The 18,564-nt window shown below is 70.6% G+C and carries 18 protein-coding genes; 14 read left to right on the top strand and 4 right to left on the bottom strand.

The window, feature by feature from the left end; translation table 11 throughout:
• Window positions 1-13 precede the first annotated feature (13 nt).
• Both JOF40_RS03085 and JOF40_RS03080 read left to right on the top strand, forming a co-directional pair.
• A complete protein-coding gene (locus tag JOF40_RS03085) occupies window positions 14-697 on the top strand; it encodes a TetR/AcrR family transcriptional regulator (protein WP_129180002.1) in 684 nt (227 codons plus the stop codon).
• Window positions 698-728: 31 nt separating this feature from the next.
• Window positions 729-3,272, top strand: a complete 2,544-nt coding sequence (locus JOF40_RS03080; RefSeq protein ID WP_129180000.1) for a DEAD/DEAH box helicase — start codon at window positions 729-731, stop codon at window positions 3,270-3,272.
• On the opposite strand, the gene JOF40_RS03075 is transcribed toward JOF40_RS03080, so the two are convergent.
• On the bottom strand, window positions 3,269-4,735 hold the full coding sequence (locus JOF40_RS03075; protein WP_129179998.1) for a flavin-containing monooxygenase: 1,467 nt from the start codon (window positions 4,733-4,735) through the stop codon (window positions 3,269-3,271). The genes JOF40_RS03080 and JOF40_RS03075 overlap by 4 nt on opposite strands.
• Before the next feature lie 78 nt (window positions 4,736-4,813).
• Here JOF40_RS03075 and JOF40_RS03070 point away from each other — a divergent pair, with 78 nt between their 5' ends.
• A complete protein-coding gene (locus tag JOF40_RS03070; RefSeq protein WP_246152706.1) occupies window positions 4,814-5,422 on the top strand; it encodes a TetR/AcrR family transcriptional regulator in 609 nt (202 codons plus the stop codon).
• 28 nt (window positions 5,423-5,450) lie between these two features.
• Here the strand turns inward: JOF40_RS03070 and JOF40_RS03065 are convergent, their stop codons facing one another.
• Entirely contained in the window at window positions 5,451-6,791 is a 1,341-nt protein-coding gene (locus tag JOF40_RS03065) for an endonuclease/exonuclease/phosphatase family protein (RefSeq protein WP_129179996.1), read from the bottom strand.
• Window positions 6,792-6,828: 37 nt separating this feature from the next.
• Window positions 6,829-7,320 (bottom strand): inorganic diphosphatase, encoded by a 492-nt coding sequence (locus JOF40_RS03060; RefSeq protein WP_129179994.1) that lies wholly within the window; start codon window positions 7,318-7,320, stop codon window positions 6,829-6,831.
• 76 nt (window positions 7,321-7,396) lie between these two features.
• Here JOF40_RS03060 and dacB point away from each other — a divergent pair, with 76 nt between their 5' ends.
• From dacB to JOF40_RS03005, 11 genes are all read left to right on the top strand, one after another.
• Window positions 7,397-8,818, top strand: a complete 1,422-nt coding sequence (gene dacB / locus JOF40_RS03055; RefSeq protein WP_129179991.1) for a D-alanyl-D-alanine carboxypeptidase/D-alanyl-D-alanine endopeptidase — start codon at window positions 7,397-7,399, stop codon at window positions 8,816-8,818.
• Between the two features lie 9 nt (window positions 8,819-8,827).
• A complete protein-coding gene (locus JOF40_RS03050) occupies window positions 8,828-9,874 on the top strand; it encodes an Rv3626c family coenzyme F420 biosynthesis-associated protein (protein ID WP_129179989.1) in 1,047 nt (348 codons plus the stop codon).
• 11 nt (window positions 9,875-9,885) lie between these two features.
• Entirely contained in the window at window positions 9,886-10,851 is a 966-nt protein-coding gene (tilS, locus tag JOF40_RS03045; protein ID WP_129179987.1) for a tRNA lysidine(34) synthetase TilS, read from the top strand.
• Window positions 10,852-10,855: 4 nt separating this feature from the next.
• Window positions 10,856-11,413 (top strand): hypoxanthine phosphoribosyltransferase, encoded by a 558-nt coding sequence (gene hpt / locus JOF40_RS03040; protein ID WP_129179985.1) that lies wholly within the window; start codon window positions 10,856-10,858, stop codon window positions 11,411-11,413.
• A gap of 153 nt (window positions 11,414-11,566) precedes the next feature.
• Window positions 11,567-13,564: an ATP-dependent zinc metalloprotease FtsH gene (gene ftsH, locus JOF40_RS03035; protein ID WP_129181851.1), complete on the top strand. Its 1,998-nt coding sequence runs from the start codon at window positions 11,567-11,569 to the stop codon at window positions 13,562-13,564.
• Window positions 13,561-14,127, top strand: a complete 567-nt coding sequence (gene folE, locus JOF40_RS03030) for a GTP cyclohydrolase I FolE (RefSeq protein ID WP_129179982.1) — start codon at window positions 13,561-13,563, stop codon at window positions 14,125-14,127. Before ftsH ends, folE begins: the two co-directional genes overlap by 4 nt.
• Window positions 14,128-14,173: 46 nt before the next feature.
• The gene (gene folP / locus JOF40_RS03025; RefSeq protein ID WP_129181849.1) at window positions 14,174-14,971 is read left to right on the top strand and encodes a dihydropteroate synthase; all 798 of its coding nucleotides are present in this window, start codon (window positions 14,174-14,176) and stop codon (window positions 14,969-14,971) included.
• Window positions 14,968-15,399 carry a nuclear transport factor 2 family protein gene (locus tag JOF40_RS03020; protein ID WP_129179981.1) on the top strand — a complete coding sequence of 144 codons (432 nt, stop codon included), beginning with the start codon at window positions 14,968-14,970 and terminating at the stop codon, window positions 15,397-15,399. Before folP ends, JOF40_RS03020 begins: the two co-directional genes overlap by 4 nt.
• A complete protein-coding gene (gene folB, locus JOF40_RS03015; RefSeq protein WP_129179979.1) occupies window positions 15,396-15,773 on the top strand; it encodes a dihydroneopterin aldolase in 378 nt (125 codons plus the stop codon). Before JOF40_RS03020 ends, folB begins: the two co-directional genes overlap by 4 nt.
• Complete coding sequence (gene folK, locus JOF40_RS03010) at window positions 15,770-16,333, top strand: 2-amino-4-hydroxy-6-hydroxymethyldihydropteridine diphosphokinase (protein ID WP_129179977.1); 564 nt, start codon at window positions 15,770-15,772, stop codon at window positions 16,331-16,333. Before folB ends, folK begins: the two co-directional genes overlap by 4 nt.
• Window positions 16,334-16,355: 22 nt before the next feature.
• Window positions 16,356-16,826 carry a DUF3180 domain-containing protein gene (locus JOF40_RS03005; protein ID WP_129179975.1) on the top strand — a complete coding sequence of 157 codons (471 nt, stop codon included), beginning with the start codon at window positions 16,356-16,358 and terminating at the stop codon, window positions 16,824-16,826.
• A gap of 7 nt (window positions 16,827-16,833) precedes the next feature.
• Here the strand turns inward: JOF40_RS03005 and JOF40_RS03000 are convergent, their stop codons facing one another.
• The gene (locus tag JOF40_RS03000; protein ID WP_129179974.1) at window positions 16,834-18,498 is read right to left on the bottom strand and encodes a DUF885 domain-containing protein; all 1,665 of its coding nucleotides are present in this window, start codon (window positions 18,496-18,498) and stop codon (window positions 16,834-16,836) included.
• Window positions 18,499-18,564 lie beyond the last annotated feature (66 nt).

Below are 18,564 nucleotides of genomic sequence, written 5' to 3'. Positions count from 1 at the left end.
GTTGAATGGGCTCATGCCAGCCCCCGTACGCCGCCGGGCGTCCCACTCGCTCGAGGCCGTCGTCGAGGCCGCCGTCGCCCTCCTCGACGAGGCCGGCGAGGGTGCGCTGACGTTCCGCGCGCTGGCATCGCGCCTGGGTGGCGGCGTCGGCAGCATCTACTGGTACGTGGACGGCAAGGACGAGCTGCTCGACCGCGCCGCCGACCACGTCATGGGCGAGGTGCTGGTCGCGACCGAGCAGTTGCTCGACGACCCCGACCCGATCGAGAACCTGCGGCAGCTGTCGGTAGCCCTCTACGACGAGATGCTGCGCCGGCCGTGGCTCGGCATCTTCCTGATGCGCAACACCGACCTGCAGACCAACACCATGCGCATGTTCGACCGTCTGGGGAGGCAGGCCATGCGTCTCGACCTCACGCCCAAGCAGCAGATGGAAGCCGTCATGACGCTCGTCGGCTACGTCGTGGGCCTCGCGATCGACGTGGCGCAGCCGCCGCCGCAGGAGTTCGTCGACAGCGGCCTGTCGCCCGACGAGTTCCTGCGGATGTACGCCGATCGCTGGCGAGCGCTCGACCCCGACGAGTTCCCGTTCCTGCAGCAGACCGCGGGCGAGTTCGAGAAGCACGACGACTCGGAGGTCTTCCGAGCCGGCCTCGACCTGCTGCTGGCCGGGCTGCGGCAGCAGGCCGGCGGCTGAGCGGGTCGCGCTCACCCGCGACAATGGAGGCATGCGCCTCATCGACCTGCTGCCCAAGACCGGAGCGGCCTACGACGAGGATGCCGTCTACGGCGCGATCACCGAGTGGGTCGAGTCGCGCGGCCTGACGATGTACCCCGCGCAGGACGAGGCGATCCTCGAGTGCGTCGCGGGGTCGAACGTCGTCCTCGCGACGCCGACCGGCTCGGGCAAGAGCCTCGTCGCGACCGGCGCGATGGCCGCAGCGCTGGCCCGTGGCGAGTGCAGCGTCTACACCGCGCCGATCAAGGCGCTGGTCAGCGAGAAGTTCTTCGACCTGTGCGAGATCTTCGGTGCCGAGAACGTCGGCATGGTCACGGGTGACGCGGCCGTCAACGCCGACGCGCCGATCATCGCCGCGACCGCCGAGATCCTGGCCAACATGGCGCTGCGCGAGGGCGCCGACGCCGACATCGGGCTCGTCGTGATGGACGAGTTCCACTTCTACGCCGACCCCGACCGTGGCTGGGCCTGGCAGGTGCCGCTGATCGAGCTGCCGAGGGCGCAGTTCCTGCTGATGTCGGCGACGCTCGGCGACACCACGAAGCTCGAGGCCGACCTCGCCAGGCGCACAGGTCGTGACACTGCGGTCGTCAGCTCGACCGAGCGTCCGGTTCCTCTGGTCAGCGAGTACGTCTCGACGCCCGTCCAGGAGACCCTCGAGCAGCTCATCGAGACGGGCCAGACCCCGGTCTACGTCGTCCACTTCACTCAGGTCTCTGCGCTCGAGCGGGCGCAGGCGCTGACCAGCATCAAGGTCGCCACCCGCGAGGAGCGCGACACCATCGCAGACGCGCTCGGCGACTTCCGGTTCTCGTCGGCGTTCGGCAAGACGCTGTCGCGGCTCATCCGCATGGGCGTCGGCGTGCACCATGCCGGCATGCTGCCGCGCTACCGCCGCCTCGTCGAGACGCTGACGCAGCAGGGTCTGCTCAAGGTCGTGTGCGGCACCGACACGCTCGGCGTCGGCATCAACGTGCCGATCCGCACGGTGCTGTTCAGCGGCCTGTCGAAGTACGACGGCGTCCGTCAGCGTCAGCTGCAGGTGCGCGAGTTCCAGCAGATCGCCGGCCGGGCCGGACGCGCGGGCTACGACACGATCGGCCACGTCGTCGTCGAGGCGCCCGAGCACGAGATCGAGAACGCCCGGCTCGTCCGCAAGGCTGGCGACGACCCCAAGAAGCTCAAGCGCATCAACCGCAAGAAGCCCCAGGAGGGCTTCGTGTCGTGGGGGCAGGGGACGTTCGAGAAGCTGTCGACCGGTACGCCGGAGGCTCTCGTCTCGCGCATGAAGGTCAGCCACGCGATGGTGCTCGACATCGTCTCGCGACCCGGCGACGCGCGAGCGTCCCTCGAGCGCCTGCTGCGCGAGAGCGGCGAGACCGAGGACGCCCAGGACCGGATGCTGGCGCAGGTCGACGAGATCATCGAGGCGCTGCTCGCCGGTGAGGTCGTCGAACGCATCGACCCGCCCGACGAGGACGGCCGCACCCTGCGGCTCACGATCGACCTGCAGGCCAACTTCGCCCTCAACCAACCCCTGTCGCCGTTCGCGGTCGCCTCGCTCGAGCTGCTCGACCGCGAGTCGCCCACGTACGCCCTCGACGTCGTCTCGGTCATCGAGGCGACGCTCGACGATCCCCGTCCGATCATCAACGCCCAGCGCCACCGCGCTCGCGGCGAGGCGATCAACGAGATGAAGATGGACGGCATCGAGTACGACGAGCGCATGGAGCTCATCGAGGACATCACGCACCCCAAGCCGCTCGAGGAGCTGCTGACCGCGGCCTACGAGACGTACCGCGGTGGTCACCCGTGGGTCGCCGACCACGAGCTCAAGCCCAAGTCGGTCGTGCGCGAGATGTGGGAGCGCGCCATGACGTTCTCCGAGCTGGTCGGCGACTACCAGCTCGCCCGCTCCGAGGGTCTGGTGCTGCGCTACCTGTCGGACGTCTACAAGACGCTGGGTCGCACGGTGCCCGTCTCGGCACGTGACGAGGAGCTCGAGGACATCACCGAGTGGCTCGGTGAGCTCGTCCGCCAGACCGACTCGTCGCTGCTCGACGAGTGGGAGTCGCTGATCGCGCCGGGGGTCGACCCGCTCGAGGTGCGTCCGCAGGCCATGGCGTCCGAGACGCCGAGGCCCGTCACGGGCAACGCCCGCGCGTTCAGGGTGCTGGTGCGCAACGCGATGTTCCGCCGGGTCGAGCTCGCGGCGTTCGGACGCTGGGGCGAGCTGGCGGCGCTCGAACCTGACGGCGAGTGGGACGAGCAGGCGTGGATGGACGCGATGGCGGCCTACCGCGAGGAGTACCCCGCGACGACCGGTTTCGCGACCAACATCGGCACCGGGCCGGGGTCGCGCGGGCCCGAGCTGTTCATGGTCACCGAGGGGCCCGAGACATGGACCGTCCGGCAGACGTTCGACGACCCCGAGGGCGACCGCGACTGGGGCATCAGCGCGACGGTCGACCTGGCCGAGAGCGACGAGATCGGCGAAGCCGCCGTGACGGTGACAGCGGTGGGGCCGCGCTAGGCAGCCTGTTCCCAGGCGAACGCCAGCTGGTCGACCTTGCGGGTCTCCCACCAGTATTGGAACGTGAACTTCGGCCAGATCGTGCGGTTCTTGCCGTGGCTGTCGAGGTACCAGCTCGTGCAGCCGCCCTGGGTCCAGATGCCCTTCTCGACGAGGCGCTGGATCTCCTCGTTGAACGCCGTCTGGGCCTGCAGCGTGGGCTCGGCTGCGGCAGCGCCCAGACCGTCCATCTCGTCGAGCAGCCGGATGATGAACTTGGTCTGCTGCTCGATCATGAACACCACCGAGTTGTGGCCGAGCGCGGTGTTGGGTCCGAGCATGAACGCGAGGTTCGGGAAGCCGTTGATCATCATGCCCATGTAGGTCTCGACGCCGCCCTCACGGAACTGCGCCGCCAGGTCGACGCCGCCGCGGCCCTTGATGTCGAGGTAGTCGAAGGCGTCGACGACGTGGAAGCCCGTGCCGTAGATGATGACGTCGGCCTCGTGCAGGACGCCGTTGCCGTCGATGACGCCATCGGCGGTGATCTCTCGGACGCCGTCGGTGCTGAGCTCGACGTTGTCGCGCAGGAACGTCGGGTAGTACGTGTTCGACTGCAGCACGCGCTTGCAGCCGAGGCGGTAGTCGGGCGTCAGCTTGGCCCGCAGCGCGGGATCGGGGATCGCCTTCTCCATGTGGCGCTTGACGATCTTCTCGGCGAACGGCAGCACGTTGAGGTGTCCGTTGAACGCGATCGCGCGGGCCTCGAGCCCCCAGTAGAGCGCGTTGCGGTAGGCGCGCTGCGCGCCCGGCACCTTGGCGAAGGCCTGCTTGCGCCACTCGGGTGTCGGCTTGTCCTTCTTGGGCAGGACCCAGGCGGGGGTGCGCTGGAAGACCGTCAGCTGCTCGACCTGCTCGGCGATGATCGGGATGAACTGGATCGCGCTGGCACCCGTGCCGATCACGACGACCTTCTTGCCGCTCAGGTCGACCGAGTGGTCCCACTGCGCGGAGTGGAAGCGGGGCCCGGCGAACGTCTCGGCACCCGTGATCTCGGGGACGTTGGGGATGTGCAGCCCGCCGACGCCGGCCACCACGAAGCGGGCCTCGTAGTCGTCGCCGCCCGTGGTGCGGATCGTCCACCGCTGGCGGCTCTCGTCCCACGAGGCCCCCGTGACCTCGACGCCGAAGTCGATGTAGGGGCGGATACCCTGCTCATCGGCGACGGTGCGCATGTACTCGTGGATCTCGCGCTGACCGGAGAAGCTCTTGCTCCAGTCGGTGTTGAGCTCGTACGAGAAGGAGTACATGTGGCTCGGGATGTCGCACTCGCAGCCGGGGTAGGTGTTGTCGCGCCAGGTGCCTCCGACGTCGTGGGCCTTCTCGATCACGACGAAGTCGTCGCGGCCTGCCGCACGGAGCTTCATGGCCATGCCCATGCCGGAGAAGCCGGTGCCGATGATGACGATGTCCTTGGTGATCACCGTTCAGATACTATCGGTATCTGAGTACGATGCAAGGGTGTTCCGGGCCACTCACGGCCCGGGGGAGAAGGAGCAGGTGTGACGGTCGACGGAGCCCGCACGACCAGGGCTGAGCGCCAGGCGCAGACACGACAGAGCCTCATCGAGGTGGCTCGCGAGATGTTCCTCGCCGACGGCTACGCCGCGACGTCCCTCGACAAGGTCGCCGTGCAGGCGGGCTTCTCCAAGGGTGCCGTGTACTCCAACTTCTCCGGCAAGGAGGAGCTCTGCATGGCGGTGCTCGACAGCATCCACGAGGAGCAGCTCGCCGGCGTCGTCGAGGCGTTCAGCCGCGACACCGACCTCGACGGCCGCATCGAGGCCTTCGCCGCGTGGGCCCGCGAGGGCCTGGGTCAGCCCCGCTGGACGGCTCTCGAGGTCGAGTTCGGTGCCAGCGCGCGGCAGAGCCCCTACGTCGCGACCGAGCTGGTCAAGCGGCACCGCGAGATCCGCGGCGCCATCGCCCAACTCGTCCGCCAGGTGACGACCGAGGCGGGACTCGGAGACGTCGTCGACGCCGACCAGGCCGCCACGACGCTGCTGAGCCTCGGCATCGGCCTGGGCACGCTGCGCTCGCTCGACCACACGATCGACGTCCGCGTGTTTGCCGACACGATGCGCGCCCTCCTGCGCAGCTCCCAGACCTGACGACCCAGGGCTGACAGGGGCTGCAAGGTCACGGCAGCAGGATCGTCGTCCTGATGAGGTTGTGGTCGGAGGCCTGCGTGCCGACGTAGCGCCGCTTCTCGGTCCTGGCGACGACCCGCCACGCCGTCGAACCCATCTGCCGGGGGATGAAGATGCGGTCGATGTGGCCACCCCAGTCGGCCAGGGTCTCGACCTTGCGCCGCCAGCCGTTGAAGCTGCTGACGTACGGGCGCGTGTAGGTGGACGACGCGTCGAAGGTGTCGACCCAGCCCCGGTTGGACATCGCGCGTCGTGGCGCGTCGTCGTCGGGCCCGCCGCGGTACGAGTTGAAGTCGCCCATGTAGATGACTGGCAGGCCGTTGACGGCCCTGCGGGTCGAGGCGACGAGCTGCTTGGCCTCGCGTCCCCGCAGGCGTCCGTCGGCCTTCGTCGGGCCGTGCGAGAGATGCGCCGAGACGAAGGCGTAGGTCTTGCCGTTGGTCTTGAGCCGCAGTGCCGCCCACACGGCCGTCGCCCCCGTCGGCGAGCCGATGCGGCCCTCCTGCTCGAGCGGCAGCTGGTGATCGCGGCACACCGGCTGCTCGGTCAGCCAGCTGCTGGTCTGGTAGGCGTACCACTGCTGCGTGGCCTCGTCGAAGTGCCGCGGGAACCGCCACGTCAGGGTGTTGTCGGGCCCGCGGTACGGCTCGACCTCGCAGCGGCGGGCGGGGTCGACCGCGACGGCCATCTCCGCCGCCGAGCTGCGGTAGTAGAGCGCCTCGTCGACCTTGTTGACCGGCGCGGCGTAGCGGACGTAGCCGTGCTCGGCCAGTCGGCGACCGAGCTTGTCAGCCTTGCGCGTGACCTCCTGCAGGGCCACGACATCGGCGTTCGCGTCGACGATGCGCTGCACGATCGCGTCCTCGCGCCTGGCGGTCCAGCGCTTGCAGTTGACCGCGGCCGCGCACACGTTGAACGTCGCGACCGACACCTCGGCACCGTTCGCCGGGGGGCGCTTGCCGCCCCGCAGCGTGAAGCTGCACATGGGTGCCGAGCGGCGACCGCTCTCGTCGCCCCGCACGGCCTTGACCGTGAAGCAGTAGCGACGGTTCGAGCGCAGGTCCTTGACCGTGAGCGTCGTCCTGCGCCCGTACGACCAGTGGCTGCGCGTGGTCGTGCGGGTCGCTTTCGACGGGCTCGACGCCACGTAGACCGTGTAGCGCCTGGCCCCGGGCACCTCCGGCCACTGGAGCGTCAGGGTGTGCGGGGACGACGCCGTGACGTACGGCACCGGCACGCGGGCGGGCGCCGCCTGGGCAGGCGTCGTCAGGCCCACGACCAGCAGGGCTGATCCGAGGGCAGCGACGAGGAGCCGGGACGTCGGGGTCAACGGGAGGAGCGGGACCGGCCTGGGCCGATCGGGGTGCTCAGTATCCGCCGTTGTCCTTGAACCGGGCGTAGCTCGCCTGGATCTCGGCCTCGGCCTCGACACGTCCGGTCCAGGTGGATCCCTCGACCGACTTGCCGGGCTCGAGGTCCTTGTAGACCGTGAAGAAGTGCTCGATCTCGAGGCGGTCGAACTCGGGGACGTGGTGGATGTCGCGCAGGTGCTCCTGGCGCGGATCCTTGGCCGGGACGCACAGCACCTTGTCGTCTCCGCCGGCCTCGTCGGTCATGCGGAACATGCCGATCGTGCGGCACGAGATGACGCAGCCCGGGAACGTCGGCTCCGACAGGAGCACGAGCGCGTCGAGCGGGTCCTCGTCGAGCCCGAGGGTGTCGTCGATGAAACCGTAGTCCGCGGGATACTGCGTCGCGGTGAACAGCGTGCGGTCAAGACGGATGCGGTGCGACGAGTGGTCGACCTCGTACTTGTTGCGGCTGCCCTTGGGGATCTCCACGGTGACGTCGAAAATCACTGGTGCCTCCGGCGGTTGAGTTGGGGAGCGCGCGCCGAGAGAACGGCGCGGCGGGGGTCTCTATAGTCTGGCGCCTGTGGGGGAGCAGCGAGGACGCAGGGTCGTGGGCGGGACGCTCGCGCTGCTGGTGCCCGCCGTCGTGCTGGCTCTCGTGATCGCCCTGGGCGTCACGCTGTGGGGCCGCGGTGACCTCAACGCCTTGATCTGCGACGGCGACTGCGGCCCGGCCAACGTCGTCCCGCCGGCTGCGCTCGCGCTCGACGAGGTACCGCGTTCCGCGGCGCCCGACGCCCCCGATGCCGGCACGGTCGACCCCGGCAAGCTCCAGGCGGCCGTGGCGCCGGGCCTCGCGGACGCGGCGCTCGGCCCGCACGTCGGCTTCGCGGCGGTGGGGGCCGACGGCACCGCGCTGTACGGCTCGGGTGCCGGGACGTTCGCGCCGGCGTCGACGACCAAGGTGCTGACGGGATACGCCGCCCTCGCGACGATCGACCCCGCGACCCGGTTCTCGACGACCGTCGTGCGTTCGGCCGACGGCATCGTGCTGGTCGGTGGCGGCGACCCGTACCTCGCGACGAAGCCTCGCGCCCGCGGCGACGACCGGGTCTTCCAGGCCGATCTGACGACCCTCGCCCGCCGCACCGCCAAGGCGCTGACGGCGTCGGGCACCACCGCCGTGACGCTCGGCTACGACGCCTCGCTGTTCACCGGTCCGGACGCCAGCCCGACGTGGGAGGACAGCTACGTCAGCGCCGACATCGTGACGCGCATCAGCGCGCTGTGGACCGACCAGGGAGTGTCCGACTCCGGTGCCGGGCTGGCCGACGACCCGGCCGACGACGCCGCCCGCACGTTCGCGCGGCTGCTCGCCGACGAGGGCATCGACGTCAAGGGCGACCCGTCGGCGGTGACGGCGGGTGCTGGTGCAGCGGCGGTCGCGGAGGTGCGCAGCGCGACGCTCGCCCAGATCGTCGAGACGCTCGTGCGGGTCAGTGACAACGAGGCTGCCGAGGTCGTCCTGCGACACGTCGGCCTCGCCGCCGGAGGGCCGGGCAGCTTCGACGGCGGCACCGCGGCGGTGAAGGCGGCGCTCACGGCGGGAGGCATCGCGACCGACGGCCTGGTGCTGAACGACGGAAGCGGGCTGTCCCGCGACAACCGCATCGCCCCCTCCACGCTGGCCCAGACGCTGCAGGTCGCGCGGGGGACGCCTCGCGCGTCCGGCCTGCTGGCCGATCTGCCCGTCAGCGGGTTCACGGGCACCCTGGTCGGCCGGTTCGCCGACCTCAAGGCGGCCCGCGGCACCGTCCGGGCCAAGACCGGCACGCTGTCGGGCATCCACTCGCTTGCGGGCTACGCCCTCGACGCCGACTCCCGGCCCGTCATCTTCGCCGTCATGAGCGATCGCGCCGACCGCGACCTGCCGCTGCAGGCGCAGGCCGCCCTCGACCGGGTGGCGGCCGCCATCGCGACCTGCTCCTGCGGCGCCCGCGAGTAGCGTGGCTGCATGATCGACTGGAACCTCGCGTTGACGACGGCCACGAAGCTGTCGCGTCCCGGCCCCGAGATGTCGGCCGCCGAGGCCGCCGAGGCGGTCGCCGAGCTGCGCGAGGGTGCGGCCCGCTCCGAGGCGCCCGTGCGCGAGTTCAGCGACCTGCACGCCGTGTCGGCCACGGCCCCCGTGCTGGTCGTCGACCGTCCGCGCTGGGTCGAGGCCAACCTCGACACGTTCCGGGTGCTGATGGACCCCATAGCCGCCAGGCTCGCCGCATCCGGCAAGGCACCCACGGGGCTCGGTCGCACGGTCGGCGAGAAGGTCGCCGGTGCCGAGGTCGGGGCGCTGATGTCGTTCATGTCGTCCAAGGTGCTGGGCCAGTTCGACCCGTTCTGGGACGGCCCGGCGGGCGAGGGCGGACGCCTGCTGCTCGTGGCCCCCAACATCGTCGAGGTCGAGCGCAAGCTCGACGTCGACCCCCACGACTTCCGGCTCTGGGTGTGCCTGCACGAGGAGACGCACCGCGTGCAGTTCACGGCCGTCGACTGGATGCGCGGCCACATGAAGTCGCTGCTCGACGAGTTCATCGAGGCCACCGAGCTCGACTCGTCGGCCCTGTCGTCGATGCTGGGCGACGGCCTCGGCGAGCTCGTCCGCATCGTCAAGGGCGACTCCGAGGCGTCGTTCAGCGAGCTGTTCCAGAACGACCGCCAGCGCGAGATCGTCGACCGCCTGACCGGCATCATGTCGCTGCTCGAGGGCCACGCCGACGTCGTCATGGACGGCGTGGGGCCCGAGGTCATCCCGAGCGTCGCCGAGATCCGCCGCAAGTTCACCGAGCGGCGCGCCGGCTCGAGCCCGTTCGACCGGGTGCTGCGCCGCCTGCTGGGCGTCGACGCCAAGATGCGGCAGTACCGCGATGGCGCGACGTTCGTGCGCGAGGTCAACGAGATGGTCGGGCTGAGCGGCTTCAACCAGGTGTGGGCCGAGCCGGCCAACCTCCCGGGCAAGGCCGAGATCCTCGATCCCGCCGCCTGGGTCAAGCGCGTCCACGGCTGAGGCCTCCGGTCATGGGCGGCGCACTCGACCCGGCCGTCGCGACGGGTCGCAATCTCGTGCGCGAGGCGCTGGCCGACCTCGCCGCCGGGACCCGCGTCGTGGTCGGCGTCTCCGGAGGTGCCGACTCGCTCGCGCTGGCCGCGGTCACCGCATTCGTCGCCGACCGGGGCTCGCTCGACCTGTCCGCCGTCGTCGTCGACCACGGCCTGCAGCACGGGTCGGACGAGGTGGCTGCCCGCGCGGTGCAGCAGCTCGACGGGCTGGGCGTGCGCGCGGTCGTACGACGGGTCGACGTCGGACGCGTTGGAGGCCCGGAGGCCGCTGCCCGCACGGCCCGCCGGGAGGTGCTCGCTGCGTCCGGTGCCGATGCGGTGCTGCTCGCACACACCCTCGACGACCAGGCCGAGACCGTGCTGCTGGGCCTCGGACGGGGCTCGGGGCCCCGCTCGATCGCCGGCATGGCGGCGATCGATGGGTTGTGGAGACGGCCGTTCCTGCCGCTGCGCCGCGCCGGCACCGAGCAGATCTGCCGTGCCCACGGGCTCACGTGGTGGACCGACCCGCACAACAGCGACCCGGCGTTCCGCCGGTCCCGCGTGCGCGGCGAGGTCATGCCGCTGCTCGAGGACGTGCTGGGCCGTGGGGTGGCCGAGGCGCTCGCCCGCACCGCCGACCAGGTGCGCGCCGACGGCCACCTGCTCGACGAGCTCGCCGCCCAGGTCGCCGACCCGCTCGACGTCGCGACGCTCGCCGCGCTCCCGCCGGCCCTGCGCTCACGGGTGCTGCGTCGCGTCGCCCTCGCGGCAGGTGCCGTCGGCGCCGAGCTGTCGTCGACCCACCTGGCCGAGCTCGACCGCCTCGTGACCGACTGGCACGGGCAGCAGCGCATCGAGCTCCCCGGACGGGTGAGCGTGACCCGGGTCAGGACGTCGGGAGGGACTTCCCTGACGTTCGCAGCCACCCCTGTGGGAGGCTGATCCCGTGGACCAGACGCATGTCGCAGACGACCTCGAGCTCGACCAGACCCTCTTCACCGAGGAGCAGATCACGGCCCGTCTCGCCGAGATGGCCCGGCAGATCGAGGCCGACTACGAGGGCCAGGACCTCCTGCTCGTCGGCGTGCTCAAGGGCGCGGTCATGGTCATGGCCGATCTCGCCCGCAGCCTCGACCGGCACGTCGAGATGGACTGGATGGCGGTCTCGTCGTACGGCTCCGGCACGCAGTCGTCCGGCGTGGTGCGCATCCTCAAGGACCTCGACACCGATCTCAGCGGCCGGCACGTCCTGATCGTCGAGGACATCATCGACACGGGCCTCACGCTCTCGTGGCTCATCACCAACCTGCGCTCGCGCGGACCGGCCTCGGTCGAGATCGCCACGCTGCTGCGCAAGCCCGACGCGCAGCAGATGGACGTCGAGGTCAAGTACGTCGGCTTCGACATCCCCAACGCCTTCGTCGTCGGCTACGGACTCGACTACGACGAGCGCTACCGCAACCTGCGCTGCATCGGCACCTTGTCTCCTCACGTGTACTCGTAAGCCCTGACATCGCGGGCTCTCGTTCGCTGCTGGCGAACTCGTGAGGGGAACCTCGCAGGCCGCTGAGCGCGTTCAACTGGTGAGCGGAACCCCGTGTACCGTTCGACTACCGACCAGAACCCCGAGGAGGAGTGGACCCGCTCCACGCCGCACATGAACTTCAAACGCCTCTTCAAGGGCCCCTGGATCTGGATCGCCCTGATCACCGTGGTCGTGATCTCGATCATCTCGGTCTCGTCCAACGCCGACGGCTTCAAGCAGATCAAGACCGCGACGATGGTGGGCTACCTCGACGCGGGCAAGGTCAAGGACGTCAAGTTCGTCGACGGTGACCAGCAGATCCGCGCGACGCTCAACGACGGCACCAAGGTCAAGGCCGAGTACCTCGGCGACCAGGGTGCACGTCTCGTGCAGCAGGCCGAGACCGCCGTGGCCGACAAGAAGCTCAAGACCTTCGACGTCGAGGTGCCCAAGCAGTCGTTCATCGGCTCCTTCCTGATCTCGTTCCTGCCGATCCTGCTGATCTTCGGGCTGCTGATCTACTTCCTGAGCCGCAGCCAGGGTGGCGGGGCCGGCGTCATGAAGTTCGCCAAGTCCAAGGCCAAGCTCATGAGCAAGGACACCCCCAAGACGACGTTCGCCGACGTCGCGGGCTGCGACGAGGCGATCGAGGAGCTCGGCGAGATCAAGGAGTTCCTGCAGGAGCCCGCCAAGTTCCAGGCCGTCGGGGCCAAGATCCCCAAGGGCGTCCTGCTCTACGGCCCTCCCGGCACGGGCAAGACCCTGCTGGCCCGCGCGGTCGCCGGCGAGGCAGGCGTGCCGTTCTACTCGATCTCCGGCTCCGACTTCGTCGAGATGTTCGTCGGCGTCGGCGCGAGCCGCGTCCGCGACCTGTTCGAGCAGGCCAAGGAGAACGCCCCGGCCATCGTGTTCATCGACGAGATCGACGCCGTCGGACGCCACCGCGGCACCGGCATGGGCGGCGGCCACGACGAGCGCGAGCAGACCCTCAACCAGCTGCTCGTCGAGATGGACGGCTTCGACGTCCGCGGCGGCGTCATCCTCATCGCGGCCACCAACCGTCCCGACGTGCTCGACCCCGCGCTGCTGCGTCCGGGCCGCTTCGACCGCCAGATCGGCGTCGAGGCCCCCGACCTGGCCGGCCGCACGCAGATCCTCAAGGTGCACTCGCGCGGCAAGCCGATCGGCCCCGGCGTCGACCTCGAGGCCATCGGCCGCCGCACGCCCGGCTTCTCGGGTGCCGACCTGGCCAACGTCCTCAACGAGGCCGCGCTGCTGACGGCCCGCAACGGGGCCAAGACGATCGACAACGCCGCGCTCGACGAGGCCATCGACCGGGTCATCTCCGGCCCGCAGAAGCGCAGCCGCCTCATGAACGAGAACGAGCGCCGCATCACGGCGTACCACGAGGGCGGCCACGCCCTGGTGGCCGCGGCCCTGCCGCAGAGCGACCCCGTGCACAAGATCACGATCCTGCCGCGCGGCCGCGCCCTCGGCTACACCATGGTGCTGCCCGACGAGGACAAGTACTCCCAGACCCGGGCCGAGCTGCTCGACAAGCTCGCCTACATGCTGGGCGGCCGCGCCGCCGAGGAGCTCGTGTTCCACGACCCCACGACGGGCGCCGGCAACGACATCGAGAAGGCCACCAACGTGGCCCGGGCGATGGTCACGCAGTACGGCATGAGCGAGCGCCTCGGTGCGGTCCGTCTCGGCGAGAACGAGGGCCAGCCCTTCCTCGGCCGCGACATCGGCCACGCGCGCAACTACTCCGAGAACGTCGCCGCGATCGTCGACGACGAGATCAACAAGCTCATCACGTTCGCGCACCAGGAGGCCTTCGACATCCTCCACGAGAACCGCGACGTGCTCGACGCGCTGGTCACCGAGCTGCTCGAGAAGGAGACGCTCGACAAGGCGCAGGTGGCTCGCATCTTCGAGCCGCTGCGTCGCCGCGACATCCGTCCGGCCTGGACGGGCTCCGACACCCGCGTGCCCGACACGCGTCCGCCGGTCGACACTATCCCCGGCCAGTCGTACAGCGGCGAGAACGACAAGAGCACGCCTGTCGTGATCGGTCCCGACTCGGGGCCCGACGCCCCGCCGCCCGCCGGACCGGGGCCGGCATGAGCGTCGACCGGCCGAGGGCCGAGGCGGCCATCCGCGAGCTGCTCATCGCGGTGGGGGAGGACCCTGACCGCGACGGGCTCAAGGACACCCCGAAGCGGGTCGCCAAGTCGTACGACGAGCTGCTCTCGGGTCTCGGGCAGACGGCCGAGGAGGTGCTCACCGCCGAGTTCGACGTCGGCCACGAAGAGCTCGTCCTGGTCAAGGACATCGAGATGTGGTCGATGTGCGAGCACCACCTGGTGCCGTTCTTCGGCGTCGCGCACGTCGGCTACATCCCCGCCGAGGGCGGACGCGTCACGGGCCTGTCGAAGCTGGCCCGCCTGGTCGACGTCTACGCGCGCCGTCCGCAGGTGCAGGAGCGGCTCACGACGCAGATCGCGGAGTCGCTCGTCGAGATCCTCAAGCCCCGCGGCGTCATCGTCGTGATCGAGGCCGAGCACCTGTGCATGGCCATGCGCGGCGTGCGCAAGGGCGGTGCCAAGACCGTCACGAGCGCCGTCCGCGGCCAGCTGCGCGACCCGGCCACCCGGGCCGAGGCCATGGGCCTCATCACGGCGCGGTAGGTCGCCGGTGCTCGACCCTGTGCTCGACCTTGGCCGGTGCCTCGTGATGGGCGTCGTCAACGTCACCCCCGACTCGTTCTCGGACGGCGGCCGGTGGCTCGACGCCGCGACCGCGATCGAGCACGGGGTCGAGCTCGTGGCCGACGGCGCCGACATCGTCGACGTGGGCGGTGAGTCGACACGGCCCGGGGCGTTGCGCATCGACGAGGCCGAGGAGGCCCGCCGCGTGCTGCCCGTCATCGAGGGCCTCGTGGCGGAGGGCATCAGGGTCTCGGTCGACACGATGCGGTCGGGCACCGCCCGACGGGCGCTCGACGCCGGCGCGTCGATCATCAACGACGTCTCGGGCGGCCGGGCCGATCCCGCGATGATGGCGCTGGCCGCCGAGACGCGGTCGCCCGTGGTCCTGATGCACTGGCGCGAGCACTCCGCCTCGATGCAGAAGCACACGCACTACGACGATCTCGTGGGCGACATCCGCGCCGAGCTGCTGGTGCAGGTCGACGCGGCCCTCGCCGCCGGGGTCGATCCCGCGCAGATCGTGCTCGACCCGGGCCTCGGGTTCTCCAAGACCGGCGATCAGAACTGGACCGTGCTGGCCCACCTCGACGCCTTCGTGTCGCTGGGCCACCCCCTGCTGGTCGCCGCGAGCCGCAAGGGATTCCTGGGCGACCTCCTCGCCGACGACGCCGGCCCCCGCCCCGCCGGAGGTCGCGACGCGGCGACCGCGGCCGTCACGACGCTGGCCGCCGCCGCCGGAGCCTGGTGCGTCCGCGTGCACGAGGTGGGTCCGTCGGCTGATGCGGTGCGCGTGGTCGCGCGGCTCGCGCAGGAGCCCCGATGACGACGCCGCTCGAGGTGCACCGCCTGTTCTACGACGCCGTCGAGACCGGCGACGTCGACCTCATGGCGTCGCTGTGGGTCGAAGACCCCGCGACGTCGTGCGTGCACCTCGGCACCATGCCGCTGCGGGGCACGGCGCAGGTGCTGCGGTCGTGGACCGTCGTCATGGCCGGGGTCGGCTACATCCAGTTCTTCCTGACCGACGTCGAGGTGGTCACGCTCCCGCGCGGGGCGTCCGACCCCGACACCGCGGTCATCACGTGCACCGAGAACGTGCTGTCGGCCGAGGGCCTCGCGCTCGACGCCGAGGCCTTCGCGGGAGGCAAGGCGGTCAGCACCAGTATCGTGGTGCGTGTCGGGGGCGGCTGGAAGATCTGGTCCCGCCACGCCTCGCCGATCGCCGAGCTGATGTTGGAGGAGGACCAGTGAGCATTCCCGACGGTCTCGACCGCATCGACCTGCGGGGCCTCGCCGCGCATGGACACCATGGCGTGTTCGACGAGGAGAAGAAGAACGGGCAAACATTCGTCGTCGACGTGAGCCTCGGTCTCGACCTCGGACCGGCCGCCCGCGAGCACGACCTGACCAAGACCGTGCACTACGGCGTCCTGGCTCAGCAGATCCACGACGAGATCGTCAGCGATCCGGTCGACCTCATCGAGACGCTCGCGCTCCGTATGGTGGACTTGTGCCTGGCCGAAGAGTCGGTCCAATGGGCTAGCGTGACGGTGCACAAGCCGGAAGCGCCCATCGCGGTGACGTTCGAAGACGTCGCCGTCACGATAGAGCGGAGCAAACTGTGACTGAAGCGCCCACACCGTACGTCCTGGACGCTGACACGATGACGGGCGGCATGCGCCCCATCCGCCAGGCCGTGCTGGCGATCGGCTCCAACCTCGGCGATCGCATCGACAAGCTGCAGGGCGGCGTCTCGGCGCTGGAGGACACCCCCGAGGTCACGGTCGTCGCGATCTCGTCGGTCTACGAGACCGATCCGGTCGGCGGCCCCGACAACGCGGGCAAGTTCCTCAACGCCGTCGTCCTGATCGACACGACCCTGACGGTCCACACGCTGCTCGACCGTGCCCTCGCGATCGAGGACGCCTTCGGCCGTGAGCGCTCCGAGCCCGGTGCGCCGCGCACGCTCGACGTCGACGTCATCGTCGTGGGCAACCGCGTCGCCGACGACGAGGCACTCGTGCTGCCCCACCCCCGGGCCCACGAGCGCGGGTTCGTGCTCGTGCCGTGGCTCGAGATCGACCCCGAGGGCGAGATCCCGGGCAAGGGCTTCGTCGCCGACCTGATCGGCGACATCGACACCAGCGACGTCGTCAAGCGTGAGGACCTCGAGATCATCCTGTGATCTCGGGCCCGCCGAGCACGCCATGAGGATCGCGAAGCCGACGTCGACGCTGTTCGTCGTGGGGCTCGTCGCCGTCGGCATCGTCCTCGGTCGGCTGACGCCGCCCCTGTTCGTCCGTCTGGGCGGCACTCCGCCGCGGCTCGGCTGGGTCGCCCCGCTCGTGCTGCTGGCCGGTGCCGCCGGCGTCGGGTCGCTCGCCTACAGCACGTGGCAGGCGCTGCACCGCCGGCACGAGCGCATGACGGCCGATCACGGCATCGCACTGCTGGCGCTGGCCAAGTCGTGCGCCGTCGCGGCGGCGCTCGTCGGCGGGTTCTACGGAGGTTTCGCGCTGGCCTTCGTCGACAACCTCGACGCGATGCTCGGACGTGAGCGGTTCGTGCGGGCCCTCGTGGCCGCCGGCGCGAGCCTCGCCCTGCTGGTGGCCGGGCTGCTGCTCGAGCGGGCCTGCCGGCTGCCCCACGACGACGAGGAGGACCCCAGCCCCGCCTGACCCCCGGTCAGGGCAGGAGGGTCGTGCGCAGCGTGCCGAGGCCGATGCTGCCGACCGCGAGCGCCTGGCGGTGGAACTCCTTGAGGTCCGCCCCACCGGGTCGACCAGTCTGCGCCGAGACCCAGTCGTCGCGCAGCTGCTCCCACATGCGCTGCCCGACCTTGTACGACGGGGCCTGCCCGGCCCAGCCGAGGTAGCGGTTGACCTCGAAGCGCACGAACGAGTCGTTCATGTTGACGTGCTGGGCCATGAAGCCGAAGGCGTCGTCGCCGGTCCACACCTCGCCGCTGCCGTCAGGTCGCGGCTTCTGCAGGTGCACGCCGATGTCGAGGACGACGCGCGCCGCCCGCATCCGCTGGCCGTCGAGCATCCCGAGCCGGTCGGCCGGGTCGTCGAGATAGCCGAGATCGGCCATGAGCCGCTCGGCGTACAGCGCCCATCCCTCGCCGTGACCGGAGTTCCAGTTGAGTCGCCGCCACCCGTTGAGCTCGGCGCTGTTCCAGACCGCGAGCCCGCACTGGAGGTGATGGCCGGGCACGCCCTCGTGGTAGACGGTCGTGAGCTCGCGCCAGGTGTCGAACTCCGTGATGCCCTCGGGCACGCTCCACCACATGCGGCCGGCGCGGGCGAAGTCCTCGCTCGGGGGCGTGTAGTAGATGCCGCCCTCCTGGGTCGGCGCGATCATGCACTCCAGGCGTCGCATCTCATCGGGGATGTCGAAGTGCGTCCGGCCGAGCTCGTCGACCGCCCGGTCGCTGGTCTGCTGCATCCAGGCCTGCAGGGCCTCGGTGCCGTGCAGCTTGCGGGCGGGATCGGCGTCGAGGTGGGCGATGGCCTCCGCCACGCCGGCCCCGGGCAGCACCTGGTCGGCGATGCGCTCCTGCTCGGCCACCATGCGGGCCAGCTCCTCGACGCCCCACTCGTAGGTCTCGTCGAGGTCGATCTCGGCGCCGACGAAGGCACGAGAGGCCAGGGCGTAGTGCTCGCGGCCGAGCGCGTCAGCCTCGGGCGCGTGCGGCGCGAGGTCACGCTCGAGGAACTCGACCAGCCGGCCGTACGCCTCCGACGCGGCACGGGCACCGTCGTCGAGACGCGACTGCAGGGCCGCGGGCACGTCAGCGCGGGTTGCGAGCCCAGCGAAGAAGCTGTCGGTGCCGGTCTGCTTGCGGGCCTGCGCGGCGACCTCGCGCACCTGGCGGATCGCCGGCACGCTGCCCGCGGCGATGCCGATGCGCAGGGAGTCGAGGTAGCCCGACATCGCAGACGGCAGGTTGTGCAGCCGCTGGGCGACGTGCTCCCAGTCGTCGGTCGTGTCGGTGCCCATGAGGTCGAAGACGTCGCGCAGGTCCTGGCCGGGCGACGCGATGACGTTGAGGTCGCGCTGCCAGAAGCCCGCCTCGATCTGCTCCAGCTCGAGCTCGAGGGTGCGGACCAGCTCGGCCTGCGTGACGACGTCGGTCTGGTCCTCGGGGCGTGCGGCCCGCACGCGCGCCAGCATCGACCGGGCGGCGTCGGCCTGCGCCGCGACGCCGTCGGGGGAGCGGTCGGTGTAGTCGGACTCGCGCCCCGGCCGGCCGAGGTGCACGTGTAGCTCAGGGGTGAGCTCGAGCATGGTGTCGAGCCACTGCTCGGCGAGGTCGTCGATGGGCGTGGGGATGCGTGCGTCGGCCATGGTCCGAGCCTAGGTGGTGCCGCTGCTCTCGTCCTCGGGGACAGCGGGTCGGCACCTCAGGACGAT

This window comes from Aeromicrobium fastidiosum, assembly GCF_017876595.1.
Classification (GTDB): domain Bacteria; phylum Actinomycetota; class Actinomycetes; order Propionibacteriales; family Nocardioidaceae; genus Aeromicrobium; species Aeromicrobium fastidiosum.
The sequence above is the reverse complement of the archived record's forward strand: the minus strand, read 5'-3'. Positions and strand labels throughout refer to the sequence as shown.